The following is a 25412-nucleotide window of genomic DNA, read 5'->3' as shown; positions in this document are numbered from 1 at the left end:
GCGGTCAGTCGCAGCGGGGAAATCGCACCAGCCCGACGCCTGCGGCGGTGTCCGGGGCGTCGACCACGCGCCACAGCTCCACCTCGTCGGGGTCGTCCGGCCACCGTGCCGGGTCGGCCAGGGCGACCACGCGGTTCACATGGTCACCGCTGTCGTTCGTCCGCGACGTGCCCGCCACGCGCCCGTCCACGACGACGGCGAAGGGGATGCGCCGCTCGCTCCCGTCGTCGGGCTCGAGCCACCCGTCGACCTCCCCGACGCCGGCGGCGGTGGCACCGACGTCGTGGTGCCAGCAGGCGCCCGGCTCGGCGTCGAGGGCCACACCGGCGGCCCGCCGACCGACGAGCGGTCGCCCGAGACCGAGGCCGTAGAACTCGAAGTCGCCGCTCGGCGTGAGGAACGTCTCGTGGATGCGGTCGACGATGGGTTGCACGTCGAGCTCACGAGCGTCCGTCTCGACTCGGTCGCCCCGGGCGAAGACCGAGCGCTCGGTGCTCTGTCGCTCGGGACCGAAGAGGCTCTGGCCGTCGACCGGCCACGGCACGGTGACATCGAGCAGCGCGGCGATGGTGGGCAGCAGGTCCGTGGTCTCGCCGACTCGGTCGTCGGTCGTCCCCCGACGGGACCCACCACCGAACGCCGGCGCCGCACCCGCAGGTGGCTTCACGACCACCGGCACGGGCATCACCCCCGGGAGGGTGTCCTCGTTCGGCAGTCGGCGGTTGGTGTCCTCGGCGAGCGAGACGCCGTGGTCCGCGGTGAACACGATGAGCGCGTCGTCGTACTGACCGGTGGCGTCGAGGCGCTCGAGCAGGGCGCCCAGGAGACGGTCGGTGTAGGCGGCCTGGAGCAGGTGGCGCTGCAACCCGAAGTCCGAGGAGAACGACGTGCGCCAGACGCCGTCAGGGCTGCGCTGGGGGTAGCCGAGGTCGGCGTAGGGCGACCCGTCGGCGTGGAACGCCCAGGGCACGTGGGGCAGCACGGTATGGATGAACGTGAGCGTGGGCTCGGTCGGGCGCTCGATGCCGGCGACCGCGGCCTCCCACTGCCCGACACGGTCCAGCTCCCCCAGGGCGTCGACGAACTCGGCCCGGTCGTCGCCGAAGCGGTCCGCCTCCTGGTCGAGGTCGTCCCCGCCCGAGGGCTGGCCGAAGTTCGACCACGAGCCGTCCACCGCCGGCAGCCAGTCGTCGAGCCCTGCGGGCAGGGTCACGCGGCCTGCGACCACTGCGAGGTCCTCGAGGAGGAGCCGGGTCGAGTCGCTGCCGGCATCGGACGACCCCGCGTCGCACAACGCCGGCGTGCACAGGCCGGTCACCTGCTCGTGGGCCACGGTCCGGTAGTCGTCGGCCAGGAGGCTGAACAGGTTGCGGGGGTGGCCCCCGGCGGTGGGGGGCACGTTGGCCGAGCGCACCCCCTCCCCGGAGAGGATGGCGGGCACCGCCTCGTGGGTGTAGCCCGCCACGGTCGTCACGTTGTTGAAGAGGACCCCGTCGCCGGCGAGGCGGGCCAGGTTGGGGAACCGCTCGGCGTCCACCGTCTCCCCGTCGGTGCCGAGGACGGTGGCGAGCGGGAGCTCGTCGAAGACGACGACGAAGATCGGCGGCGGGGTGCCGGGCACCCGCACGTCGGCGGCCTGCACCTCCGGCGGGAAGACCAGCCCGTGGGCCGGGGAGGCGAACACGAACACCGCGGCGAACAGCAGTGGCGTGAGGGCGAGCAGCGAGCAGACCGACCGGATCGGCTCGCTCCGTCGGTACCAGCGGGCCAGGCCGACACCGGCCGCGGTGCCCACCACCAGGACCAGGACCGAGGCGAAACCGGGGATGCGGTCGACGAACTGGGCGACGATCAGGCCACCGAGGCCCGCCATGAGGCCGAGGTGCAGCCGCCACGCCCACCGTGCGCTGAACAGGGCGACCAGCAGCTCCAGAGCGATGAGCACCGCGGGGACCACCGCGAGGGTGAGGACGGCCACGAGGAGGACCTCGGCGGGCCCTGCGGTGTGGGCCACGAAGAAGGTCGGGCTGCCACCCAGCAGGTCGAGCACGGGTTGGGCGAACGCGATGGACGAGAGCGCGAGCACGTGCGCGGCACGCCAGCGCATCGGCACCGTGCTCCGCTGCGGTCCCCGCTCCCCCACGTCGGCCGAGGGTAACGGCCGCCTGCGGGCCCCACGGCTCGTCGGGACAGGGGATGCGGCCGCAGGTCGGGAGCTCAGGCGAGGACCACCGCAGGCTTCACCCGCTCGGCATCGCGGCCCTCGTAGACGGCCACGAGGTCACCCGCCTCCGAGAGGACTGCCCACGGCCCGTCGCCCTCGGCCGCCGTCACGCCGAGCTCGACGCGCGAGAGCACGGCGCCGTTGGCGATCCGCATCGCCACGGCGTCGTCGACGGTGAGCGAGGGGTAGTCACGCATCGCCACCGCGGGCGCCAGGATCTCGAGCTGCTCGAGCGGGCGGGCCTCGTCGAGCCCGAAGGACCCGATGGCCGTTCGCCGCAGGTTGCGCAGGTGGGCGCCGCCTCCCAGCGCATGGCCGAGGTCGTCGGCGATGGTGCGGATGTAGGTGCCGGACGAGCAGTCCACCTCGATGCGCAGGACCATGGCCTCGTCGGCGGTGGCCGGGCGGGCCTCGTCCAGGTGCAGGCGGTGCACGGTGACCGGTCTCGGTGGCCGCTCGACCGTCTCGCCGGCCCGGGCGAGCTCATGCAGGCGCTTCCCCCCGATCTTGACGGCCGAGACCATCGGGGGGATCTGCTCGATGTCGCCGACGAACGCCTCGGCGGCGAGGCGGGCCTGCTCGAGGGTCACGGCCCGCATGTCGTGGGTGGCCGTCACCTGCCCGGCCGCGTCGAGGGTGTCGGTCTCGGTCCCGAGGACCACCTCGCCGACGTAGGACTTCGAGAGCGCGGTCAGGTACGTCAGCAGCCGGGTGACCTTCCCGAAGCCCAGCAGCAGCACCCCCGTGGCGTCGGGGTCGAGCGTGCCGGAGTGGCCCACCTTCTTCTGGCCGACGATGCCTCGTGCCTTCGCGACGACATCGTGGGACGTCCAGCCCGCGGCCTTGTCCACCACCGCCAGACCGTCCACCACGGCCTTGGCGCCCCCACCGCTCATCGTGGGGTCACTGCTCCTGCGGAGGCTCGTTGCGCAGGAGCTCGTCGATGCGCTCGGCGGTGCGCAGGACGTCGTCGATGCGGAAGACCAGCTCGGGCGTGCGCTTGATGCGCGCCTCTCGGGCGACCGCCCCCTGGAGCCGGACGCGGGCCTCGCCGAGCGCCTCGAGGGTCTCGTCGTCGGCGTCCTCGTCCAGGCTGGCGATGTAGACGACGGCGCGCTTGAGGTCGGCGTCGACGTCGACCGACGTGACCGTCACCAGGGGCAGGCGGTCGTCGTCGATGCGATCGAGGGCCTCGGCGATGATCTCACGGAGGAGCTCGTTGAGGCGGGCGGTGCGGGGATAGTCGCGCGAGCGCGAGCGGCGAGCCATGTCAGTCGATCTCCATCCAGGAGCGGGTGGCCGAGAGGACCTGCACGTTCGGGAAGGACCAGATGAAGCGCTCCACCTCGTCGATGACCTCTTCGGCGTGGTGGGGGGTGGCGGACACGGCCGCCACGCCGATGGCGGCTCGCTGCCAGGTGTTCTGGTGGTCGGTCTCGGCGACGGCGACGTTGTAACGCCGACGTGCGCCCTCGGTGACGGGCTTGAGCACCGATCGCTTGGCCTTCAGCGACCGGCACTCGGGGAGATGGAGCTCGACGGCCAGCGCGAGGACGTGCACGGTTGCGCTCCTCCCCGACCGGCCGGCCTACGAGCGGGGGATCTCCCGCTCTTCGAAGGTCTCGATGATGTCCCCGGGCTTGAGGTCCTGGAAGTCGGAGAGCCCGATGCCGCACTCGAAGCCCGACTGCACCTCGCGGACGTCGTCCTTGAAGCGGCGCAGCGACGAGACGGTGCCCTTCCAGATGATGGTGCCCTCCCGCAGGAAGCGCACCTTCGAGCCACGGGTGATGGTGCCGTTCTGCACGAAGCAGCCGGCGATGGCCCCGATGCGGGGCACCCGGAAGATCTCGCGGACCTCGGCGTCGCCGGTGACCACCTCTTCGTACTCGGGCTCGAGCATGCCCACCATGGCGTTCTCGATGTCCTCGAGGACCTGGTAGATGACCTCGTAGGTGCGGATCTCGACGCCTTCGTGCTCGGCGAGCTCGCGGCCCTTGCGATCGGGCCGCACGTTGAAGCCGATGATGGTGGCGTCGGACGCCGCCGCCAGCTCGACGTCGGAGATGGTGATCCCACCGACGCCGCGGAGCACGAACGAGAGCTTGACCTCGTCGCGCTCGAGCTTCTTCAGGCTGCCGGTGAGCGCCTCGAGCGAGCCGTTCACGTCGGCCTTGACGATCAGGTTCAGCGTGGCGGGCTCGCCGGCCTGGATCTGCTGGAAGATGTCCTCGAGCTTGGCGCCACCGCTCATGGCGTGCGCCTCGCGCCCGATGTTGGCGACGCGGTGCCAGTGCTCGCGCGTGTCGGCCACGTTGCGGGCCGTCTTCTCGTCGGGAGCGACCACGAAGTCGTCGCCGGCGGCGGCGACGTCGGACAGGCCCAGCACCTGGACGGGCGCCGACGGGCCGGCTTCCTTGACCTGCTTGCCGGTGTCGTCGATCAGGGCCCGGACCCGACCCCAGGTGGCACCGGCGACGAGCGGGTCGCCGACCTTGAGGGTGCCGCGCTGGACCAGGACCGTGGCCACGGGACCGCGACCGGTGTCGAGGTTGGCCTCGAGGACCACGCCCTGGGCGCGACCGTTGGGGTTGGCCTGGAGGTCCTCGACCTCGGCCACCACGAGGAGGTTCTCGATGAGGTCGTCGACACCCTCACCGGTGAGTGCGGAGACCGGCACCATGACGGTGTCGCCGCTCCACTCCTCGGGGGTGAGGCCCCGCTCGCTGAGCTGGGTCATCACCCGGGTGGGGTCGGCGTTCTCGCGGTCGATCTTGTTGAGGGCCACGACGATGGGCACGTCCGCGGCGCGGGCGTGGTCCAGTGCCTCGAGGGTCTGGGGCATCACGCCGTCGTCGGCGGCCACGACCAGCACCACGATGTCGGTGGCGTTGGCGCCTCGAGAGCGCATCGCGGTGAAGGCCTCGTGACCCGGGGTGTCGATGAAGGTGAGCGGCCGCCCGTCGTGCTCGACCTGGTAGGCCCCGATGTGCTGGGTGATGCCGCCGGCCTCGCCCTCGACCACGTTCGCGGAGCGAATGCGGTCGAGGAGCTTGGTCTTGCCGTGGTCGACGTGGCCCATGACGGTGATGACCGGCGGGCGCACGACGGCGTCGGGGTCGTCCTCGTCCTCTTCGTCCTCGGGGAGCATGAGGAGCTTCTGGAGCTCGACCTCCTGCTCCTCGCCGGGGTCGACGAGGCGGATCTCGGCACCGATCTCCGCCGCGAACAGCTCGATCATCTCGTCGGAGAGCGACTGGGTGGCGGTGACCATCTCGCCCTGCTGCATGAGGAAGCGCACGACGTCGGCCGCGGTGCGGTTCAGCTTGGGGCCGAGCTCGATGGGGGTGGTGGCCCGCTCGACGACGATGGTGCCCTCGGGCACCGCCGCATCGGTGGGGGTGTACACCGGCATGTCGATCGGCTGCAGCTCCTCACGGCTGCGACGACGACGCCCCTTGCGCCGACGTGGCGGCCGCTGCTGCGGACCGCCACGACCACCACCGGGGCCACCGCCGGGACCGCCGCCACCGGGACGACCCGGTGCGGGGCCGGCGCCGGGCACCGACTGACGAGGACCGCCCATGGGCGGGCGGGGACGGCCGACACCACCCGCGGGGCGGGGACCGCCCGTGGGACGGGCGGCGGCGGGGCCGCGGCCACCCGCGCCCGGGGGCGGGGGGATGGGCTTGCCCGAGCGAGACGTGGGCGGGCCGGGCGGCGGCGGGATGGGCTTGCCGCTCGGCGAGACGGGGCGAGGGGCCGTGGCGTCCGCGGCCGCAGGAGCGGCGCCGGCGGCAGCGGCCTCGGCCGCAGGTGCTTCGGCGGCGGCCGCAGCGGGGGCCGGCGTGGCCGGAGCACTCGCCGGCGGTGCGGCCGGGGCGGGGGGTGCGGCGGGAGGCGGCGTGGGCCGGGGAGCGGCCGCGGCGACGCCCGGATCCTCCTCGCGACGCGGCGGGTGCTCGCTCCCGCTGGAGCGCACGACGCGCCGGGGAGCGGCGGGCTCGACCGGCGCAGCGGGCGCCTCGGGCTCAGGCTCGGCCTCGACGGGCGGTGCGTCCGCGGTGGCCGGCGTCGGGGCCTCGGTGGCCTCGGGCTCGGGAGCAGCGGCGGGGGCGGCGGCCTTCTTGGCCGCGGCCTTCTTCGTGGCGGCCTTCTTGGGAGCGGCGGCCGTGTCCGGCGCCTCCTCCGCAGCAGGGGCGGCGGCCTTCTTGGCCGGGGCCTTCTTGGTCGACTTCGTGGCGGCCTTGGCCTTGGCCGTCTTCGAGACGGGCTTCTCGGCCTCGGGCTCCTCGGGCTGGACGTCCCGGATCAGGCCTTCGCGCTCGGCCTTGCGGCGGACGCGGTCGGCCTGGGCCTCGACCACGCTCGACGAGTGGCTCTTGACCCCGATCCCGAGCGCGTCGCAGAGGTCGAGCGTCTCCTTGTTGGTGAGCCCGAGCTCTCGTGCCAGCTCGTACACGCGGATACTTGACGCCACTGGGGTTCTCTCAGCCTTTCGGTTGGTTCGATCAATCCTCGCGCGGCCGATCCCGGCGGCACGAAAGCGTTGCGGCGGCACCGAGGGACAACTCGGCGGTCAGGGTGTCGAGGGCGGCCTCGTCGACCGGGCCTCGGAGGGCACGCCCGAACGCTCCCCGGCTCCTGGCCTGCTCGAGGCACGCCAGGGAGCCGGCGCACAGCCAGGCGCCCCGTCCGGGCAGTGTACGACCCACGGCGAGGGTTCCGTCCACCGATCGCACCACGCGCACCAGCTCGGTGGGCGACGCCGGACGGCGACACCCGATGCAGGTGCGTACGGGCGCGACGCGCGACGCCATCGTCGGGGCGACCAGGATCAGTCCTCGGACTCGGCGGCGGGTGCTTCGGCGTCCGCCTCGACCTCGGCGTCGGCCTCGACCTCAGCGTCGGCCTCGACCTCGGGCGCTGCGTCCGCCTCGGGCTCGGGCTCGACGTCAGCCTCGACCTCGTCGGTGGCGTCCGCCTCCCCCTCGGCCTCATCGGCATCGGCATCGGCATCGGCATCGGCATCGGCATCGACATCGCCGTCGCTCGCACCCTCGGCGGTCTCGGCGTCGGGGTCACCCGCCTGCCAGGCCTCGGCCGACAGCGCAGGGCCGCCCTCGGCGGGCTGCCACATCTGCTCGCCGGTCTCGGGGTCGGTGACCCACTCGCCCTCGGCCCACTCCTCGGAGGCGTACGCCTCCTCCTCGGCGAGCTGGGTCTCGCTCTTGATGTCGACGCGCCAACCGGTGAGTCGGGCGGCCAGGCGGGCGTTCTGCCCTTCCTTGCCGATGGCCAGCGACAGCTGGTAATCGGGCACGATCACCTCGGCGGTGCCGGTGTCGTCGTGGAGGCGCACCTCCTTGACCTTGGCCGGCGACAGCGCCTTCATGACCAGGTCGGCGGGCTCCTCGGAGAACGGGACGATGTCGATCTTCTCGCCCCGCAGCTCGTTGACCACCATGCGCACACGGGCGCCACGGGCACCCACGCAGGCGCCGACCGGGTCCACGTTGGAGTCGTTCGACCAGACCGCGATCTTGGTGCGGTGCCCGGGCTCGCGGGCGCAGGCCTTGATCTCGACCACGCCGTCGGCGATCTCGGGGACCTCGAGCTCGAACAGACGCTTGATGAGGCCGGGGTGGGTGCGGCTCACCACGATCTGCGGGCCCTTGGCCGTCTTGCGCACCTCGACGATGTAGGCCTTGACCCGGGTGTTGGCCTCGGGTCGCTCGTACGGGACCTGCTCGGCTTGGGGCAGCAGCGCCTCGACCCGACCGAGGTCGAGCAGGGTGTAGCGCGAGTCGCTCTGTTGGATGATGCCGGTGACGATGTCGCCCTCGCGGCCGGCGTACTCCTCGTACTTCATCTCCCGCTCGGCCTCGCGGATGCGCTGGAGCATCACCTGCTTGGCGGTCTGCGCGGCGATGCGGCCGAAGTCGTCGGGGGTGACGTCGAACTCCTCGCCGATGGGCTCGCCCTCCTCGTCGAGCTCCTGGGCGAAGACGCTGATCTCGAAGGTGTCGGGATCGATCGTGACCCACGCGTACTCGTGGGCATCGGGCATCCGCTTGTACGCGGACTCCAGGGCGTCGGCGAGCGCACCGAACAGCACCTCGACGGAGATGCCCTTGTCGATCGCCAACGCCTGGAGGGCGTCCATCATCTCGGGGTTGGCTTCACTCATTTCCCGCTCCTGTCGGTCGGCGTCGCGGTGACGGCATGGCGGTCGTTGTGGTCGTTCTTCGGTCGGGCCTTCGCCGCCGACTTCGGGGTGGCTTCCCACTCGAAGACGGTGCGGGCGCGCTCGACGTCGCGATAGTCGATGCGGCGCTCGCCGCCGTCGGCGAGGGCGAGCAGCACGCTGGTGTCGTCCGCCTCGACGACGACCCCACGCACGCGGCGGTCGCCCTCGGTGCCGGCGACGGTCTTGATGGTGACGTCGCTGCCGACGGCGCCCTGATAGTGCTCAGGGCGGCGCAGCGGCCGTTCGAGGCCGGGGCTCGAGACCTCGAGGACGTACTTGCCCGGGATGGGGTCGTGCTCGTCGAGGGTGCGCGAGACGGCCCGGCTGAGATCGCTGAGGGCCCCCACGTCCACCCCACCGGGGCCGGACACGAGGATCTGCAGGGTGGAGCCGGACTGCTCGATGTCGTAGAGCTCGAGGCCCCGTTCCTCCACCAGCGGCAGGACGAGCGCGCGCAGGCGATCGATGGAGCTCATGAGCGTGCACACCTCCCTGGAGAGAAACCAAAGGCGTGGGCCGAGCCCACGCCTTTACGGACCAACTCGAACGAAAGACGGCCAAAGTATAGCGGGATCGACCCCGCCAGCACCCGCCCCGGTCGCTCGGCCGGTCAGTAGGAGCGGCCCACCACCGCCACGAGGTCGGCCTCGTCGGCCCCGTCCGGGCACGAGCCGTCGGCCCGTTGGAGGCAGCGCACCGTGACCGCGTTCTGGGCCAGGCGGGCCTCGCCCTCCTCCCCCAGGACGGCCCAGGGGATGCGGGCGAACCCCGTGGCGGCCGCCTCGAGCGCCTCTTCCACGCCCGTGACGTCGGCGGTGTGCGCGTCCCGGAACTCGGTGGCCTCACGCAGCAGGTTGGCCTGCATGCTGTCGAGCGCGGCCTTGACCGCCGTGGCCACGCCGGCGAGGTGGATGGCCGACTTCTCGCCGTCCTGGCGCTCGACGAGCGTGACGTTGCCCTCGGCCAGGTCCCGCGGGCCCACCTCGATGCGCACGGGCACGCCCTTGATCTCCCAGTCGGTGGCCCGACGCCCGAACGAGACGTCGACGCGCTGGTCGAGCTCGACCCGCACGCCGTGCTCGCGCAGCTCGGCGGCGAGCGCCGCCGTCTTCTCGAGCACCTCGGGCTCGTCGCGCACGGCGAGCACCACGGCCTGGATGGGCGCCAGCGCGGGCGGCACCTTCAAGCCCTTGTCATCGCCGTGGGTCATGATCAGGCCACCCACCATGCGGGTGGAGACGCCCCACGACGTCTGCCAGGCGTGCTGCTGGGAGCCGCCCTGGTCCAGGTAGGTGACGTCGAAGGCCTTGGCGAAGTTCTGGCCCAGCTCGTGGCTGGTGCCCATCTGCAGGGCTTTCCCGTCGCGCATCATGGCCTCGCAGGCGAGGGTGTTGATGGCCCCGGCGAAGCGCTCGCTGGCCGTCTTCGGCCCGAGGTGCACCGGTACGGCCAACACGTTGACCATGAAGTCGGCGTAGACGTCGTCGAGGATGCGTCGGGCGTAGTCACGGGCGTCCTCGTAGGTGGCGTGGCAGGTGTGGCCCTCCTGCCAGAGGAACTCGGTGGTGCGCAGGAACAGGCGGGGCCGCATCTCCCAGCGGACCACGTTGGACCAGTTGTTCACGCAGAGCGGCAGGTCCCGGTAGCTCTGGATCCACTTGGCGAAGTAGTGGTTGATGACGGTCTCGCTGGTGGGCCGGACCGCGATGGGCTCCTCGAGCTCCTTGCCGCCGCCCACGGTGACGACCGCCAGCTCGGGGCTGAAGCCCTCGACGTGCTCGGCCTCACGCTGGAAGAACTCCATGGGGATGAACAGCGGGAAGTAGGCGTTGTCGGCGCCCGCTTCCTTGATGCGGCGGTCCACCTCGGCTTGCATCCGCTCCCAGAGGGCGTAGCCGTAGGGGCGGATCACCATCGTCCCGCGCACCGGCCCGTTGTCGGCCAGCTCGGCCTTGGCGATGACGTCCTGGTACCACCGGGGGAAGTCGTCGGCCTGCGGGGTCAACACGGGGGGCTTGGCCATCGGCTGATCTTACGGGCGACGCCCCACTCCCCCGGCGTGATAGCCCATGACCGTGACGAGCCACGACCTGTTGCTGTTCGCCACCGGCCTGTTCGCCATCCAGAGCCCGCCGACGACCGTCGGGGCGTTCCTGTCGTACACGAAGGGGCTGCCGCTGGCGACCCAGCGCAAGGTGGCGCTCCGGGCGGCGCTGGCGATGGCCCTGGCCATGGTGATCGTCGTCTTCGTGGGCGAGCGCCTGCTCAGCCTGTTGGGCGTCACGGTGCCCATGCTCCAGTCGGCCGGTGGCCTGATCCTGCTGGTCACCGGCATGGCCATGGTGTCCGGCCACGGCCTGCCCGGGCCCGCCGCCGACGCCGACCCCGAGACCCACTGGCGGACGATGGCGGTCGTCCCCATCGCCATCCCACTGAACGTGGGCGGCGGCGCCATCGCCTTCATCGTCGCGGTGTCGTCCGCCAACGCCACCACCACGGACCAGCTCGCCCTGTCCGCCATCTGCATCGGCATGGCCGTGCTCACCGGCGTGGTCTACGTGTTCGCCGTCCCGGTGGCCCGCTGGCTGGGCGTCACAGGCATGGAGGTGCTCACCCGCCTCTTCGGCATCGTGTTGGTGGCCATCGCCTTCGGCGTGCTCTCCACGGGCCTCAAGGGCCTCTTCCCCGGCCTGGCGGCCTAGAAACACCGAGAGGGCGCTACTCGGCGTCGGGGGTGGGATCCTCGGGGTCGGGCTTGCGGAGGCGCTCGATGCGCTCGATCTTGACCTCGGCGGCGTTGGCGTCGAGGCCCTGCTCGTCGAGGAGGGCGAGGCGATCGGCCTCGGCCTCGGCGGCGGCGCCCTCGTCGGCCTGGGCCAACGCCGCCTCCACACCCTCGTTGATGATGAGCTCGGCCTCCGCCAGCAGCGCCTCGACCATCTCGTCCTCGGGCACGACCCGCACCACCTTGCCCTTGACGAACAGGTGGCCCCGCTGGCGGCCGGCGGCGATGCCCAGATCGGCCTCCTTGGCCTCGCCCGGCCCGTTGACGACGCAACCCATCACGGCCACCTGGATGGGCCACTTCTTCTCGGCGAACGCGTCCTGCGCGGCCTTGGAGACGGCGATGACGTCGACCTCGGCCCGGCCGCACGACGGGCAGGCGATGAGGTCGAGGCCGGTGCGCTCGCGCAGGCCGAGGGCCTCGAGCAGTTGGCGGCCGGCGTGGGCCTCCTCCACCGGGTCGGCGGTGAGCGAGTAGCGGATAGTGTCGCCGATGCCCTCGGAGAGCAGGGTGGCGAGGCCGGCGGTGGCCTTGATGAGGCCGGCGGGCGGCGGCCCCGCCTCGGTGACGCCGAGGTGGAGCGGGTGGTCGGTCACCTCGGAGAGCTGGCGGTACGCCTCGATCATCAATGGCACGTTGGAGGCCTTGACCGAGATCTTGACGTCGTCGAATCCCACCTCGTCGAAGTAGGCGAGCTCCATCTGGGCCGACTCGACGAGCGCCTCCGGCACGATGCGGTCGCCGTACTTGGCGTAGAGGTCCGGGTGCAGCGAGCCGCCGTTCACCCCGATGCGGATGGGGATGCCGCGGTCCTTGCACTCCTGGGCCACGAGCTTGATGTGCTCGGGCTTGCGGATGTTGCCGGGGTTGAGGCGCAGGCAGTGCACGCCGGCCTCCAGCGCGGCGAGGGCCATCTTGTACTGGTGATGGATGTCGGCCACGATCGGCACCGGCGAACGAGGGACGATCTGGGCCAGGCCCTCGGCCGCCTCGATCTCGTTGCACGTGCAGCGCACGATGTCGGCGCCGGCGCCGGCGAGGGCGTAGATCTGCTGGAGGGTGCCCTCGACGTCGGCGGTCTTGGTGGTCGTCATCGACTGCACCGTGATGCGGGCGTCGCCGCCCACGTCGACGGGTCGCGACGGGTGGGGCAGCGTGATCTTGCGGGTCACCCGGCGCGGGTACCGGCTCTGGGCCTCGGGCTCGGGCATCAGCGGGCGTGCATCCCGGCTAGTTGGGCAGGTTGATGGGGTTGATGACGTCCATGTACAGCGTGAGGACGCCGATTCCCACCATCACCATGACCACCGCGTAGGTGACCGGCAGCAACTTGCCGACGTCGACGAAGTAGCGCCGGTTGTTGCCCAGGCGCCACTCCCGGAACTTCTCGTAGATGGCGATGGCCACGTGGCCACCGTCGAGCGGCAACAGGGGCAGCAGGTTGAAGATGCCGATGAAGATGTTGACCATCGCGAAGAGGATCAGCACCGTGGCCATGCCGAGGCGCGCGGCCTGCTCGCCGAGGCGGGCGGCACCGTAGATCGACACGATGCGGTTCTGGTTCGGATCCGAGGACACGCCGTCGTCCGAGACCGTCGGGGTGCTGGAGTCATCCGAACTGGTGCTGTCCGCCGCGGCCTGGAAGAGGCTGGAAACTCCCTTGGGGATGCTGGTGAGCGAGCCGGCCACGACCTCGCCGAAGGTGCTGGCCGAGCGTTGGACGGCGGCGATCGGCCCGAGGCGGCGCAGGGGCACGTCCCCGTTGATGCCGAGGAAGCCCTCCTCCGCCCCGTCCGGGCCCTGGCTCAGCAGGGTGGTGGTGGTCTCGAAGGTGTCGCCGTCGCGCTCGACGGTGAGGGTCACCGTCTCACCGGGGAGCGACTCGACGACGTCCTTCAGCTCGGCGAAGTCGCCGACGACCTCGTCGTTCACGGCCACGACGCGGTCACCGGGGCGCAGGCCGGCCTCGACCGCCGGGCTGTCCACCGGCTCGCCGTTCTGCTCGAGCGCGTCCGACGGGGTGACGCGGTCGACCGTCCAGGCCGAGCGGTCGGGCTCGCCGAAGCCCACGAACAGGGTGAAGAGCAGGGCGAAGGCGAGCAGGAAGTGCATGGTGGACCCGGCCACCGCCACCGAGAAGCGCTGCCAGAAGGGCTGCTGGCGGTAGGCGCGGGCCTCGTCGGCGGGGTCGACCTCGTCGAGGTTGCTCATGCCCACGATGCGCACGTAGGCGCCGGCGGGGATGGCCTTCAGGCCGTACTCGACCTCGCCGCGCCGGAACGACCAGATGCGCGGCCCGAAGCCGATGAAGAACTCGGTGACGAGCATGCCGGCGCGCTTCGCGGTGAGGTAGTGGCCGAGCTCGTGGAGGAACAGCATCAACACGATGGCCAGGATGACGGCCACCCACACGGGGCTGGCCAGGATCCAGACGGCGGCGAGCGCCGCGAGCACGGCGAGGATGCGCAACGGGCTGGACTGGACCATGTCGTCCGTCTCGGTCCCGTCGCCGGCGACGTCCTCGGCCGGCACCTCCGCCTCGTGGACCATGGCCACGGGCGCACCGTCGTGGTCCGGGACGTCCGGTCCCTCGGGGGTCCCCGACCCGCCGCCCTGGTTGGTGTCCGTGGCGCTCATGCGCGGTACGTCCTCTCGATCACGTCCCGGGCAGCCTCGCGGGCCCGGTGGTCCACGTCGATGACAACGTCGACCGAGGTGGCTCTGGTTCCATCATGCCGGTCGAGGGTGGCTTTGAGTACGTCGGCGATCGCCACCCAGGAGATGAGCCCGTCGAGGAAGGCGGCCACCGCCACCTCGTTGGCGGCGTTGAGCCACGCCGGTGCGGTCTCCCCCGCCCGTCCCGCCTCGTAGGCCAGGCCGAGGCACGGGAAGGCCTCGAGGTCGGGCGGCTCGAAGTCGAGGCGACCCAGCTGCGCCCAGTCGATGCGACCGAAGGGGGTGGCGATGCGGTCGGGGTAGGCCAGGGCGTAGCCGATGGGCAGGCGCATGTCGGGCAGTGAGAGCTGCGCGATGGTGGCGCCGTCGGTGAACTCGGCCATCGAGTGGACGATCGACTGCGGGTGCACCACGACCTCGATCTGGTCGTAGGACGCGCCGAAGAGCTCGTGGGCCTCGATGACCTCGAGGCCCTTGTTCATCAGTGTCGAGGAGTCGATGGTGATCTTCGGCCCCATGCTCCACGTGGGATGGGCGAGGGCGTCGTCGATGGTGACCCCGGACAGGTCGGCCCGGGTACGGCCACGGAACGGTCCGCCGCTGGCCGTGAGCACGATGCGCGACAGTCGCTCGGCGTTGTCGTTGGCCCGCAGGCACTGGTGCACCGCGCAGTGCTCGCTGTCCACGGGCACGAGCTCGGCACCCGGGGTGGCTCGGGCGCGGGCGACGACCGGGCCCGCCGCGATCAGCGACTCCTTGTTGGCCAGCGCCAGGCGCTTGCCCGCCTCGAGGGTGGCGAGCGTCACCGACAGCCCGGCGAAGCCCACCACGCCGTTGACGACCACGTCGGCACCGGCGCAGGCCAGGGCCAGGGCGTCGGGACCGGCCACCACGTCGGTGCCCGGGGGGACGCCGTCGGCCACGGCCGCGGCCTTCGTCTCGTCGGCGATGGCCACCACCCCGGGGCGCACGGCCTTGGCCTGCTCGATGAGCAGGTCGACCGAGGATGCCGCGCCGAGGGCGACCACCTCGTAGTCGCCGGCCTCCGCGGCCACGACCTCGAGGGTCTGGGTGCCGATGGACCCGGTCGAGCCCATGACCGCGACGCGGGTCGTCATGGCCTCAGGGTAGAGCGCGAACCGGGTGCGGACGGGGCCGGGCGACGGATCAGGCGGTCAGGAGGAAGACGTAGTACGTGACGGGCAGGACGAAGAGCAGGGCGTCGAAGCGATCGAGCAGGCCGCCGTGGCCCGGCAGGATCGACCCCATGTCCTTCAGGCCGAGGTCGCGCTTGAGCATCGATTCGCACAGGTCGCCCACCGGCGCCACGATGGCGACGGCGAGGCCGAGGATGAGCGCCGAGCCCGTGTCCCAGGGGAACACCCCCACGATGCCGAGCACGATCACGCTCACGACCACGGCGGCCGCGGCGCCCCCCACGAGGCCTTCCATGGTCTTGTTGGGGCTCGACGGCGAGAGCGGGGTCTTCCCGAACTGCCGGCCCACGAAGTAGGCGCCGACGTCGTAGGCCACGGTGGCGATGATGGCGCCGGTGAGCATGCCGATGCCGTCCGGTGCGGCGAGCATCAGCGCCGCGAAGGAGCCGAGGCCACCGATCCAGAGCACGCCGAGGAGGGTGATGCCGATGTTGGCGACCGCCCGCTCGTGCTGCAGGCCGATGACGTACCAGAGCATGAGCACGGCGATGGTGAGGAAGGTGACCATCTGGAACCCGCCCGCCGGCTTCCAGTGCACCGCGAGCACGAACGAGCCGGTGGCCACGAGGCCCGGCAGGACCGCAGGGTGGTAGCCGACGCGTCGCACCGCGTTGAAGAACTCGATGGCACCCATGACGATGACGACGAGCACGAGCAGCGTCAGCGCGGCGGTGCCGATCATGGCGAGCACCACGAAGCCGACGAAGAGACCCACGCCGACGCCGACCGCGGTGGGCAGGTCTCGGCCCGCGCCGCTGCCGTCGTCGTGGACACCGAGGTCGCCGACGCTCCCGTGGGGGCGACGGTCCTCGGGGTAGGGCGAGCCGGGGGTGCGGCTGGGCTCGGGCTCGTAGCCAGGTTCGGGCTCGTAGGCCGGTTCGGGCTCGTACCCGGGCGGGGGCGCCTGCGCCGCCGGCTCGGACACGGGTGGCGGGACCGCCCCGAACTCGTCAGCGGGCTCGACCGGGGCGTCGACCCCGGGGACCGACTCGATGCGGGTGATGTCGGTGAGGTCGGAGAAGTCGTCGGCCTCGGCGTGGCCGTGCTCGTCCTGCCAGCGGGGACCGGCGCCGGAGGTGGGCGCCCAGACGGAGGCGTCGTCCTCGTCGCCGGGCTCGGGCGTCGGTGCGAGCACCTTCGGCACCTCGCCCGTGGGCGGCGCGCTCCAGTGGGGCAGGTCGTGATCGCTCACGTCCGCCACCTCGTCCTCGGTGGGCAGCAGATCCTCGAAGGGGCTCGGCTCGAGCGCGTCGTCGCGCCGTCCACGCCGGCCCCGACGCCCGCGGCGACGGGCACCGATGTCCTCCTTGGCGACCTCACGGCGGTCGCGGCGTCCACCGAGCATGCGGCCGAGGTCGTCCTCGTCGCCCGCCATGGTGCGGCTCGACCCGGAGGGAGCGTCGAAGGGCGACTCCGACGCCCGCTCGACCGGCGCGGTGGGACGAGGCGGGGGCGGCGCGTCGAACTCGAGGGAGTCGTCGTCCTCGAAGGGGCTCGATGAACGACGGCCCGAACCCGAGGAGCCGGACGAACCGGAGGCACTGCCCACGCCCGGTGGGGGCGGCGAGTCGGCGGAGATGATGGGGACGGCGCCGAACGTGTTCGGGTCGTCGGCCTCGGGCGCCGGGAAGCGCAGCGGGGGCGGCGGCGCGTCGTCGCTGGTCGGGGGATCACCGAACTTGGGGCGGTCGGCCGGGATGCGGCCGACGACATCGGGACGGCTCGATGCCTCGGCCGCCTCTTCGGCCCCGATGATGCGCACACCCTCGGTGGGCTCGCGCACCACCTTCTCGGGTTCTTGGTCTTCTGGCGGCGGTGCGCCGGAGTCCTGGTCCACCGGAACCTCCTACTGGTCGGTGACTCGGGAAAGGCCCATCAGTCCTCGAGCAGTTCCTGTTCTTTGACGTCGAGCGCGGCGTTGATGGCGGCTTCCTCGCGGTGGGTGATCTCGTCGAGGCGTTTCTCGGCCCGGGCCAGCTCGTCGTGGGTGAGCTCGCCGTCCTTGTCGAAGGCCTCGAGCTCGTGGCGGGCGGCGCGGCGCAGGTTGCGGATGGCGACCCGCCCCTCCTCGGCCATGCCCTTGACGACCTTCACGAGCTGTTGACGGCGCTCGGCGGTGAGCGGCGGGAAGCTCAACCGGATGACGTGGCCGTCGTTGCTGGGGTTGAGGCCCAGGTCGGAGTTCTGGATCGCCTTCTCGATGGCGGGCATCGAGCCCTTGTCGTACGGCGAGATGATGAGCTGGCGGGCCTCGGGCACGGAGAACCCCGCGAGCTGCTGGAGGGGCACCTCCTGGCCGTAGTAGTCGACCGGCAGCTTCTCTACGAGCGCCGGCGCGGCCCGGCCCGTGCGGATGGTGCTGAACTCGTGGCGGGCGTGGGAGACGGCCTTGGCCATCTTCTCGGTCACGTCGTCGAGGACGAGATCGACGGTCTCCTCAGACACGGCAGCCCTCCGCTTCAGCGGTCGGTTGCGGCAAGGAGCCCGGGTGGGCGGATGGGTCGGTACGCGTCACTGGGAGACAAGCGTACCGATCGACCTGCCTTCGAGGATGGACCTCACGTTGCCGCGCTCCAGCAGGTCGAACACCACGATGGGGATGGCGTTGTCCATGCAGAGCGTGATGGCGGTGGAATCCATGGCCCGGAGGCCCCGGTTCAACACCTCGATGTAGGACACCTCGGTGAGCAGGGTGGCCTCGGGATTGGTCTTCGGATCGTCGGTGTAGATGCCCCCGACGCCCGAGTGGGTGCCCCGCAGGATGGCCTCGGCGTCGATCTCGGCGGCCCGGAGGGCAGCGGTGGTGTCGGTGGTGAAGAAGGGGTTCCCCGTGCCGCCGGCGAAGATGACGACGCGGCCCTTCTCGAGGTGGCGGATCGCCCGCCGCCGGATGTAGGGCTCGGCGATCTGGGACATGTGCACCGCGGTCTGGACCCGCGTCGGCTGGCCCAGCTGCTCGAGGGTGTCCTGGAGGGCGAGCGCGTTGATGACGGTGGCGAGCATGCCCATGTAGTCCGCCTGGGCGCGGTCCATGCCCGCGCCGGCGCCGGTCATGCCTCGCCAGATGTTGCCGCCGCCGACCACGATGGCGATGTCGACCGCGAGCTCACGACGGACCTCGACGATCTCCTCGGCGATCTGCTTGACGATGACGCCGTCGACGCCGTAGCCGGCGTCGCCGGCGAAGGCCTCGCCCGAGAGCTTCAGGACCACCCGCTGCCAGCGGGGGGTGTCGCCCTCGGGCACGCTCGGGCCGTCGTTGCTCAAGCCCCGATCACGACCTGGGCGAAGCGGACGATGGTGGCATCGCCGAGGAGCTGGGTGACGGTCTGCTTCTCGTCGCGCACGAAGGCCTGGTCGAGCAGCACCCGCTCTTTGTACCAGCCGTTGAGCCGGCCCTCGATGATCTTGGGCCACGCCTGCTCGGGCTTGCCCTCGGCCTTGGTGATGGCCTCGAGGCTCTTGCGCTCGGCCTCCACCTCGTCGGCGGGGACCTCGTCACGGGTCAGGAACGGCGGCTTGGTGAAGGCGATGTGGACCGCGAGGTCGTGGGCCAGCTCGGGGGTGCCGCCGGCCACCTCGACCAGCACGGCGTTCACGCCGCGCTCGCTCTGGACGTGCAGGTAGGTGTCGAGGATGTTGCCCTCGGCGGCGGCGAAGCGCACGACGCGCCCGAGCTCGATGTTCTCCTTCAGGGTGACCTTGAGCTCGTCGATGGCGGCGGCCTTCTGGGAGGCGGCCTCCTCACCCTCGGCGAGGACGAGGGAGGCGATCTCCTGGGCGAGGTCCTTGAACTGGTCGGACTTGGCCACGAAGTCGGTCTCGGACTTGAGCTCGACGATGGCGCCGATCACGTTCTGGGTGTCGACGGCAACGGCGACGGCGCCCTGGTTGTTCTCGCGGTCCGAGCGCGATGCGGCCTTGGCCAGACCCTTCTCCCGCAGCCACTGGGCGGCGGCCTCGAAGTCACCGTCGTTCTCGGTGAGGGCGCGCTTGGCGTCCATCATCCCGGCGCCGCTCGACTGGCGGAGCGCTTGGACGTCTTTCGCGGTGAATTCGGGCACAGCGTTGGCCTCCTCAGGCTCAGTGTTCTCGTTGCGGGGGTCGGTCGCCGGGTGCGAGCCCGGGGACCGTCGTTTCCAGGTGGTGGCGATGGCGACCGCCGGGGCGGGCGAGGCCCGCAGGGCGACCGACCAGGTCGGCGCCGTCGCGTCCCTCGAGGCTAGGCGGCGGGCGCCGCCGGTCGGCCTCGAGTTCGGCGCCGCCGATCACTCGGCGGCGGGAGCGTCCGCGGTCTCGTCGGCCTCGGGCGCCGCGGCCTCCGCCTCGGGGGCGTCGGCTGCGGCCTCGACCGCAGGAGCCTCCTCGGCGGGCGCCTCAGCGGCGGGGGCCTCAGGAGCCGCCGCGGGGGCCCCGGCGGACTTGGCGGCCTGCTCGGCCTTGGCGGCGGCGAGGCGGGCCTCGCGCTCGGCGGCCTGGGCGGCGGCCTCACGGCGAGCCTCGGCCTGCTGCTTGGAGACGGCTGCCTCCTCCTCGGCCGAACGCTCGACGGGGGGCGCCACGTCGGGGTTGCGCTTCGAGCGGATGTACAGGCCCTCCTGGACGGCGTCGGCCAGGATGCGGCACATCAGGTCGCCGGAGCGGATGGCGTCGTCGTTGCCGGGGATGACGTAGTCGATGACGTCGGGGTCGCAGTTGGTGTCGACCAGGGCCACGATCGGGATGCCGAGCTTGTTGGCCTCGGTGACCGCGATGTGCTCCTTCTTCGTGTCGAGCACGAAGATCGCCGCAGGGCGCTTGGTCATGTTGCGGATGCCGCTGAGGTTGCGCTCGAGCTTCTCGAGCTCGCGGCCGAGGATGAGGGCTTCCTTCTTGGGCATGGCCGCGAACTCGCCCGAGTCGCGCATGCGGCCGTACTCCTGCATCTTGCCGACGCGCTTGGAGATGGTCTCGAAGTTGGTGAGCATGCCGCCCAGCCAGCGCTGGTTCACGTAGGGCATGCCGCACTTCTCGGCGTAGGACTGCACGCCGTCCTGGGCCTGCTTCTTGGTGCCCACGAACATGAGCGAGCCGCCGTCGGCGACGAGGTCGCGGACGAAGCTGTAGGCGATCTCGATGCGCCGCAGCGTCTCTTCGAGGTCGATGATGTAGATGCCGTTGCGCTCGCCCCAGAGGAACCGCTTCATCTTGGGGTTCCAGCGGCGGGTCTGGTGACCGAAGTGGACACCGGCCTCGAGCAACTGCTTCATGGAAACGACGGGCGCCATGGCGCAACTCCTTCCCCACGGTTGAGGTGTGCCCTGGGCCGTGCGCCTTGCGGCGACCGTGGGGAGGCCCGGGGGTGAGGTTGGTCGCGGACCGGCGGACGCCGGACCGAGGGTCGATCCTACCGGCAACACCCCCACCTCGGGCCAGCCGGGGCGTAACGTGCCCCATGGCCCGGGCCCGGACGATCGTGCTGTGGTTGCTGACCGCGCAGGTCGTGATCCTGGCCGCGACCGGCGCGGCGCTGTACTTCGTCTACCGGCCCGAGGCCGCCGCCGCCTGGACGGACACCTACGGGGTGGGTAGCGCGTTGGGCCGTGAGGTCCGGGTGGCGCACCTTGCACAGGACCTCCATCGCGTCGCGGCGTGGCTCGCTCTGCCCACCTCGATCGTGGCCGCCGTCCTGCTCACCCTGCGGACGAGGCCGACCGAACGAGTGGCGCCGGGCCTCGCCACAGGCGTCGGCCTCGTGCTCGCCGTCGTGGCGGCGTCGGTCACCGGCTACCTGCTGCCCTGGGACCAGCTCGCCCTGTTCGCGGTCACCGTCGGCGAGAACATCAGCGGCTACACCTGGCTGCGCGACGGCAGCGTCCGCTTCGTGTTGATGGACGGCATCGAGATCCTCCCGAGGACGCTGCTGAAGTGGCTCGTCCTGCATGTCGTGTTGGGCGTTGCCGTGGTTGGGCTGACGGCACTCGGGTGGCGACGGGCCCGCCGAACGCCCCCGATCGAGCCGGCGGCGCCTGCCGCCAACGAGCCGTCGGCCGAGGTGCCGGTCGGCGTCTGAGGCTCACTACATCAACAGCAACGACGCGAAGGACGGGGCGAGGCCGCTCGGCCGAGGCGTTGGGGCGCAGGTCTCGTCGGTTGCCCGCTGGCATGAAAGGTCACTGTGCGTGACGGGAATGCGTTCCGGCGGTCCCTCTGGAGGAAATAGCCCCTCGATTCGAACAGCTATTTCCTCCAAGGCACTCCTCAGACGGTCAGCGCGCCGTCATTCGGCCACAGAGCGTGGTGCGCCGCGACGACTGGCGTCGCGACGAGGCATCGGCACCTTCAAAAGCGCCGGTGCCGTGCTCGAGCCGCGTCTCGCTCGTCAGTGAAGCGGCGACCGTGCCGTGCGACCGTGACTCTCAACCGGGCCCGGACGTCGTCCCCGTGACCGCGAACGCATCCGCCACGCGAAGGACGCACGGCCCTGGACCGAGGCTCACGCGGCGGCGTCGAACTCGGCGACGGGGATGAGCCGGACGAGGGGGGCCGCGGCGGCGAAGAGCGCCTCGGGGTCGAGGTACTCGTCGCCCCGGCGGATGCCGAGGTGCAGCGTGTCGGCGGCGCGGCCCACCTCGGCGCCGGCCGCGACCACGGCCCCTTGGGCCACCGAGACGGACGCCAACCCGCCGTAGCTGCTGCGCAGGCCGTCGGCGTGGGTGACGGTGACGTAGCGCACGCCGGCCACTGACCCGGCGAACGACACCGTCCCCGCCGCGACGGCGCGCACGACGGTGCCCGGCACGGTGGCGTAGTCGATGCCGCGGTTGCCCGGGCCGTAGGGCGAGGTGGGGGCGCGGAACGGGTCGACGACGGGAGCGTCGACCGGCGGTCGGTACATGACGACGGTGGCCTGGCCGGCGGCCGGCGCATCGGCGACCCAGGTGGTGGCGGCCGTGACGGCCAGCAGGACCACGAGCAGGCGGAGCGATCGGGACATGGGTCCCCCTTCAGATGGGCGGCGCAGAAGGGGGAAGGTGGTGCGGCGAGCCTCTGGTGCCGGCACCGAGTGGCGCGAGATCGACGCTACCGGCGCCGGCGTCCGGTCAGGCCGGCTCGCGCTCGGCGGCGGCGATGCGCGAGCGCAGCTGCAGCACGGCCTTGGTGTGGATCTGGCAGACCCGGCTCTCGGTGACGCTGAGGACCTCGCCGATCTCGGCCAGGGTCAGCGCCTCGTAGTAGTAGAGCGTGAGCACGAGGCGCTCGCGCTCGGGCATCCGGTTGATGGTCTCGGCGAGGAGCTGGCGGGTCTCCTCGGCCTCGTAGACCGTGACCGGACCCCGGCCCGAGTCGGCGATGGTGTCACCGAGGGTGATGGACTCGCCGCGGTCGCCGCCGGCGAGCATCTCGTCGAGGGCGGCCATGCCCACGAACGAGATCTGCGACAGCAACTGGGCCAGCTGCGCCTCGGTGAGATCGAGCTCCTCGGCCAGCTCCTCGTCGGTGGGGGCCCGGTGGAGCTCGCCCTCGAGCTTGGCGTACGCCTTCTCGAGCGAACGGGCCTTGGCCCGCACCGAACGCGGCACCCAGTCGATGGAGCGCAGCTCGTCGAGGATCGAGCCCTTGATGCGGGAGATGGCGTAGGTCTCGAACTTGAAGCCCCGTTCGGGGTCGAACTTCTCGATGGCGTCGATGAGCCCGAAGATCCCGTAGCTGACGAGGTCGGCCTGGTCGACGTTCTGCGGCAGGCCCACCCCCACCCGACCGGCGACGTACTTCACCAAGGGCGAGTAGTGCAGGATCAGCTGGTCGCGGGCGTCGCGGCCCTTGGTGTCCTTGTACCGCGCCCAGAGCGCGTCGAGGCGGGCACCGTCATCGATCACGGAGTGCTCGTCTCACGCTCGAGGGTGGGTGGCCTGGAACACGCTCTTCAACCGTTCCTTGCTGACGTGGGTGTACAGCTGCGTGGTGGCGAGGTCGGCGTGGCCGAGCAACTCCTGCACAGCACGCAAATCGGCACCTCCGTCCAGAAGATGAGTGGCGAAGGTGTGGCGGAGGGCGTGCGGGTGCACCGGGGTGGCCGAGCGCCGGTCGAGGATGCGGCGCACGTCCCGGGGGGTGAGCCGGTTGCCCCGGCGGTTGAGGAACACCGCGTCGTCCGGGCTGGTGGGCCCGAGCAGCGCGGGCCGACCGTGCTCGAGCCACTGCTCGACGGCCTCGACCGCTGGGGGACTCAAGGGGACCTGACGCTGCTTCGAGCCCTTGCCCCACACCACGACCCGACGCCGGCCGAGGTCGAGGTCGCCGGGGCGCAGGCCGCACAGCTCGGCGACGCGCAGGCCGCTGCCGTAGAGCAGCTCGACCACGGCGGCGTCCCGGGCGGCGATCTCGGGCGGGTCGTCGTCGTGCAGGGGCTCGTCGAGGAGCTGGTGGACCTCGGCCTCGGGCAGCACCCGCGGCAGGCGCCCGTCGCCCTTCGGCGCGCTGAGGCCCGCCGAGGGATCGACCTCGATGCGCCCGGTGACCCGGAGCCACCCGAAGTAGCGCCGGAGCGAGGACGCGGACCGGGCGATGGAGCGGCGGGCCTTGCCCGTGGTGGACAAGAAGGCGAGGTAGCGCCGCAGGGTGCGGCGATCGACCTCGGCCGGCCCTTCCAGCCCGAGGCGGTCGGTCCACCGGCAGAAGGCGGCGAGGTCACGCCCGTAGGCCTCACGGGTGGCATCGGAGACGCCGGTGAGCGACGCCGAGAAGCCGTCGAGGTCCCAGGCCATGGGGTCACGCTAACCCTCGCCGGCCGTCGCGAGAACCCCCTTCTCGCCGGGGTCCGTCTGCGGGTGCCCCTCGCCGCTCGGTCTAGGGTCGCACCATGCCCCTGCGCACTGCCGATGAGTACCGCGCCGGCCTCGAGGACGGCCGCACCCTCTTCTACCGGGGTCAGCCCGTCCCGAACGTGAACGAGGTGCCGGCCCTGCGCGTGGCGGTGGACCACGCCGCCCACGACTTCGACCTGGTGACCGACCCCGACTTCCGCGCGCTGGCCGTGACCACCGACCCCGACACGGGCGCCGAATACAGCACCTACTACAAGATCCCCCGCAACGCCGACGACCTGCTGGACCGCATGCGCCTCATCGACGCGAGCACGGCCGAGGGGGGCACGGTGGTCACCCTCATCAAGGAGATCGGCACCGACGCCACGTTCGCGCTGCTGCGCAAGCTCGAAGGCGAGGCCCGGGAGAAGGTGCAGGCCTTCCACGACCACTGCCGCGACAACGACCTGGCCGTGGCGGTGGCCCAGACCGACGTGAAGGGCGACCGCTCGATGGGCCCGAGCAAGCAGGCCGACCCCGACCTGTACGTGCACGTGGTCTCCGAGAACGAGGACGGCATCGTGGTACGGGGCGCCAAGTGCCACACCACGAGCAGCGCGAACGCCGACGAGCTCATCGTGTTGCCCACCCGGGCCATGAGCGCGGAGGACGCCGACTACGCGGTGGCCTTCGCCATCCCCATCGACACTCCCGGCCTCGAGCTCTACGTGTCGTCGTACTCGGGGCGCGAGCACAACGAGTTCGAGTTCCCACTCTCGAGCAACCACAAGCTGCTCGAGACCCTCACCGTGTTCAACGACGTGTTCGTGCCGTGGGACCGCGTGTTCCTGTGCCGCGAGCCCGAGCTGGCGGGCGCCGTTGCCCTCACCTTCGTCGAGTACCACCGCTTCACCGCGGTGTCCTACAAGCTGCCGCTGCTCGACGCCTTCGTGGGCGCCTCGGCCCTGATCGCCGAGCTGAACGGCGTGGGCAAGGCCGGCCACATCCGCGACAAGCTCACCCACCTGATCTCGTACTCGGAGACGGTGCGGGCCCTCACCGAGATGGCGGCCTTGCGGGCCAAGGTGGAGGAGGAAATCGCCTACCCCGACCCGATGACCACCAACATGGCCAAGTTCACCTTCGCCAGCGGCTACCACCAGGCCCTCGAGTGGGTGCAGGACTGCGCCGGCGGCCTGCTGGTGACGGGCCCGGGCGGCGAGGACTGGGACAGCCCGGACGTGCGCCCCGTGCTGGAGAAGTACTTCCAGGCCAAGGGCACCGCCGAGCAGCGACTGCGCCTGATGCACGTGATCAGCGATCTCACCGCCCGCGACCTGGGCGGCTACCACGCGGTGCTGGCCGTGCACGCCGAAGGCTCGATCGAGGCCGAGAAGATGCAGATCCTGCGCTCGTACGACTCGGCCCGCGCCCTCGCCTACACCAGGAAGATCGCCCGCATCGACTGACCGCG

At 71.5% G+C, this 25412-nt stretch carries 23 protein-coding genes; 3 read left to right on the top strand and 20 right to left on the bottom strand.

Features of this window, described 5'->3' with window-relative positions:
* Nucleotides 1-4 precede the first annotated feature (4 nt).
* The 9 genes from JNK12_09785 to JNK12_09745 form a co-directional block, all read right to left on the bottom strand.
* The gene (locus JNK12_09785; GenBank protein ID MBL8776212.1) at nt 5-2143 is read right to left on the bottom strand and encodes a sulfatase-like hydrolase/transferase; all 2139 of its coding nucleotides are present in this window, start codon (nt 2141-2143) and stop codon (nt 5-7) included.
* 74 nt (nt 2144-2217) lie between these two features.
* Nucleotides 2218-3120 carry a tRNA pseudouridine(55) synthase TruB gene (gene truB, locus JNK12_09780; GenBank protein MBL8776211.1) on the bottom strand — a complete coding sequence of 301 codons (903 nt, stop codon included), beginning with the start codon at nt 3118-3120 and terminating at the stop codon, nt 2218-2220.
* A 7-nt stretch (nt 3121-3127) separates the two neighbouring features.
* Entirely contained in the window at nt 3128-3493 is a 366-nt protein-coding gene (gene rbfA / locus JNK12_09775; GenBank protein ID MBL8776210.1) for a 30S ribosome-binding factor RbfA, read from the bottom strand.
* Nucleotide 3494: 1 nt separating this feature from the next.
* Complete coding sequence (locus JNK12_09770; protein MBL8776209.1) at nt 3495-3785, bottom strand: DUF503 domain-containing protein; 291 nt, start codon at nt 3783-3785, stop codon at nt 3495-3497.
* A gap of 27 nt (nt 3786-3812) precedes the next feature.
* Complete coding sequence (gene infB, locus JNK12_09765; protein MBL8776208.1) at nt 3813-6692, bottom strand: translation initiation factor IF-2; 2880 nt, start codon at nt 6690-6692, stop codon at nt 3813-3815.
* A 43-nt stretch (nt 6693-6735) separates the two neighbouring features.
* On the bottom strand, nt 6736-7044 hold the full coding sequence (locus JNK12_09760) for a YlxR family protein (protein ID MBL8776207.1): 309 nt from the start codon (nt 7042-7044) through the stop codon (nt 6736-6738).
* Nucleotides 7045-7061: 17 nt separating this feature from the next.
* Nucleotides 7062-8414, bottom strand: coding sequence for a transcription termination/antitermination protein NusA (nusA, locus tag JNK12_09755; GenBank protein ID MBL8776206.1), 1353 nt, complete (start codon nt 8412-8414; stop codon nt 7062-7064).
* Entirely contained in the window at nt 8411-8950 is a 540-nt protein-coding gene (locus tag JNK12_09750) for a ribosome maturation factor RimP (GenBank protein MBL8776205.1), read from the bottom strand. The genes nusA and JNK12_09750 overlap by 4 nt, the downstream gene beginning before the upstream one ends.
* 134 nt (nt 8951-9084) lie before the next feature.
* Nucleotides 9085-10497, bottom strand: coding sequence for a proline--tRNA ligase (locus tag JNK12_09745; GenBank protein MBL8776204.1), 1413 nt, complete (start codon nt 10495-10497; stop codon nt 9085-9087).
* A 52-nt stretch (nt 10498-10549) separates the two neighbouring features.
* Between JNK12_09745 and JNK12_09740 the strand changes: the two genes are divergently transcribed.
* Entirely contained in the window at nt 10550-11176 is a 627-nt protein-coding gene (locus tag JNK12_09740) for a MarC family protein (protein ID MBL8776203.1), read from the top strand.
* Between the two features lie 16 nt (nt 11177-11192).
* Here the strand turns inward: JNK12_09740 and ispG are convergent, their stop codons facing one another.
* The 8 genes from ispG to rpsB all read right to left on the bottom strand — a co-directional run bounded on the left by ispG (nt 11193) and on the right by rpsB (nt 20419).
* Nucleotides 11193-12470 carry a flavodoxin-dependent (E)-4-hydroxy-3-methylbut-2-enyl-diphosphate synthase gene (gene ispG / locus JNK12_09735; protein MBL8776202.1) on the bottom strand — a complete coding sequence of 426 codons (1278 nt, stop codon included), beginning with the start codon at nt 12468-12470 and terminating at the stop codon, nt 11193-11195.
* 19 nt (nt 12471-12489) lie between these two features.
* Nucleotides 12490-13896 (bottom strand): site-2 protease family protein, encoded by a 1407-nt coding sequence (locus JNK12_09730; protein ID MBL8776201.1) that lies wholly within the window; start codon nt 13894-13896, stop codon nt 12490-12492.
* Nucleotides 13893-15053, bottom strand: coding sequence for a 1-deoxy-D-xylulose-5-phosphate reductoisomerase (locus JNK12_09725; protein ID MBL8776200.1), 1161 nt, complete (start codon nt 15051-15053; stop codon nt 13893-13895). Before JNK12_09725 ends, JNK12_09730 begins: the two co-directional genes overlap by 4 nt.
* Before the next feature lie 49 nt (nt 15054-15102).
* A complete protein-coding gene (locus JNK12_09720) occupies nt 15103-16989 on the bottom strand; it encodes a phosphatidate cytidylyltransferase (protein ID MBL8776199.1) in 1887 nt (628 codons plus the stop codon).
* Between the two features lie 38 nt (nt 16990-17027).
* Nucleotides 17028-17597: a ribosome recycling factor gene (gene frr, locus JNK12_09715; GenBank protein ID MBL8776198.1), complete on the bottom strand. Its 570-nt coding sequence runs from the start codon at nt 17595-17597 to the stop codon at nt 17028-17030.
* 66 nt (nt 17598-17663) lie between these two features.
* Nucleotides 17664-18398 carry a UMP kinase gene (locus JNK12_09710; GenBank protein ID MBL8776197.1) on the bottom strand — a complete coding sequence of 245 codons (735 nt, stop codon included), beginning with the start codon at nt 18396-18398 and terminating at the stop codon, nt 17664-17666.
* A 17-nt stretch (nt 18399-18415) separates the two neighbouring features.
* Nucleotides 18416-19216: a translation elongation factor Ts gene (tsf, locus tag JNK12_09705; GenBank protein MBL8776196.1), complete on the bottom strand. Its 801-nt coding sequence runs from the start codon at nt 19214-19216 to the stop codon at nt 18416-18418.
* A gap of 204 nt (nt 19217-19420) precedes the next feature.
* Entirely contained in the window at nt 19421-20419 is a 999-nt protein-coding gene (rpsB, locus tag JNK12_09700; GenBank protein MBL8776195.1) for a 30S ribosomal protein S2, read from the bottom strand.
* A 167-nt stretch (nt 20420-20586) separates the two neighbouring features.
* Here rpsB and JNK12_09695 point away from each other — a divergent pair, with 167 nt between their 5' ends.
* Nucleotides 20587-21204 (top strand): cytochrome b N-terminal domain-containing protein, encoded by a 618-nt coding sequence (locus tag JNK12_09695; protein MBL8776194.1) that lies wholly within the window; start codon nt 20587-20589, stop codon nt 21202-21204.
* 423 nt (nt 21205-21627) lie between these two features.
* On the opposite strand, the gene JNK12_09690 is transcribed toward JNK12_09695, so the two are convergent.
* The 3 genes from JNK12_09690 to JNK12_09680 form a co-directional block, all read right to left on the bottom strand.
* Nucleotides 21628-22128, bottom strand: a complete 501-nt coding sequence (locus tag JNK12_09690) for a M23 family metallopeptidase (GenBank protein MBL8776193.1) — start codon at nt 22126-22128, stop codon at nt 21628-21630.
* A 106-nt stretch (nt 22129-22234) separates the two neighbouring features.
* Nucleotides 22235-23011, bottom strand: a complete 777-nt coding sequence (whiG, locus tag JNK12_09685) for an RNA polymerase sigma factor WhiG (GenBank protein ID MBL8776192.1) — start codon at nt 23009-23011, stop codon at nt 22235-22237.
* A 12-nt stretch (nt 23012-23023) separates the two neighbouring features.
* Nucleotides 23024-23899, bottom strand: coding sequence for a tyrosine recombinase XerC (locus tag JNK12_09680; GenBank protein MBL8776191.1), 876 nt, complete (start codon nt 23897-23899; stop codon nt 23024-23026).
* Between the two features lie 95 nt (nt 23900-23994).
* Between JNK12_09680 and JNK12_09675 the strand changes: the two genes are divergently transcribed.
* Nucleotides 23995-25407: a hypothetical protein gene (locus JNK12_09675; protein MBL8776190.1), complete on the top strand. Its 1413-nt coding sequence runs from the start codon at nt 23995-23997 to the stop codon at nt 25405-25407.
* The last annotated feature ends 5 nt before the right edge of the window (nt 25408-25412 follow it).

The organism is Acidimicrobiales bacterium, from assembly GCA_016794585.1.
In the GTDB taxonomy this organism is placed as follows: domain Bacteria; phylum Actinomycetota; class Acidimicrobiia; order Acidimicrobiales; family DATDAH01; genus JAEUJM01.
Note: the sequence above shows the minus strand (reverse complement) of the source record. Positions and strands in the feature narration are given on the sequence as shown.

What these genes read in the sequence shown, in the direction of transcription:
- JNK12_09760 (MBL8776207.1), bottom strand. Translation starts at nt 7,044, where the DNA reads ATGGCGTCGCGCGTCGCGCCCGTACGCACCTGCATCGGGTGTCGCCGT.
- nusA (MBL8776206.1), bottom strand. Translation starts at nt 8,414, where the DNA reads ATGAGTGAAGCCAACCCCGAGATGATGGACGCCCTCCAGGCGTTGGCG.
- JNK12_09725 (MBL8776200.1), bottom strand. Translation starts at nt 15,053, where the DNA reads ATGACGACCCGCGTCGCGGTCATGGGCTCGACCGGGTCCATCGGCACC.
- JNK12_09675 (MBL8776190.1), top strand. Translation starts at nt 23,995, where the DNA reads ATGCCCCTGCGCACTGCCGATGAGTACCGCGCCGGCCTCGAGGACGGC.
- JNK12_09695 (MBL8776194.1), top strand. Translation starts at nt 20,587, where the DNA reads ATGGCCCGGGCCCGGACGATCGTGCTGTGGTTGCTGACCGCGCAGGTC.
- rpsB (MBL8776195.1), bottom strand. Translation starts at nt 20,419, where the DNA reads ATGGCGCCCGTCGTTTCCATGAAGCAGTTGCTCGAGGCCGGTGTCCAC.
- truB (MBL8776211.1), bottom strand. Translation starts at nt 3,120, where the DNA reads ATGAGCGGTGGGGGCGCCAAGGCCGTGGTGGACGGTCTGGCGGTGGTG.
- ispG (MBL8776202.1), bottom strand. Translation starts at nt 12,470, where the DNA reads ATGCCCGAGCCCGAGGCCCAGAGCCGGTACCCGCGCCGGGTGACCCGC.
- JNK12_09745 (MBL8776204.1), bottom strand. Translation starts at nt 10,497, where the DNA reads ATGGCCAAGCCCCCCGTGTTGACCCCGCAGGCCGACGACTTCCCCCGG.
- JNK12_09730 (MBL8776201.1), bottom strand. Translation starts at nt 13,896, where the DNA reads ATGAGCGCCACGGACACCAACCAGGGCGGCGGGTCGGGGACCCCCGAG.
- rbfA (MBL8776210.1), bottom strand. Translation starts at nt 3,493, where the DNA reads ATGGCTCGCCGCTCGCGCTCGCGCGACTATCCCCGCACCGCCCGCCTC.
- JNK12_09680 (MBL8776191.1), bottom strand. Translation starts at nt 23,899, where the DNA reads ATGGCCTGGGACCTCGACGGCTTCTCGGCGTCGCTCACCGGCGTCTCC.
- JNK12_09750 (MBL8776205.1), bottom strand. Translation starts at nt 8,950, where the DNA reads ATGAGCTCCATCGATCGCCTGCGCGCGCTCGTCCTGCCGCTGGTGGAG.
- JNK12_09690 (MBL8776193.1), bottom strand. Translation starts at nt 22,128, where the DNA reads ATGTCCCGATCGCTCCGCCTGCTCGTGGTCCTGCTGGCCGTCACGGCC.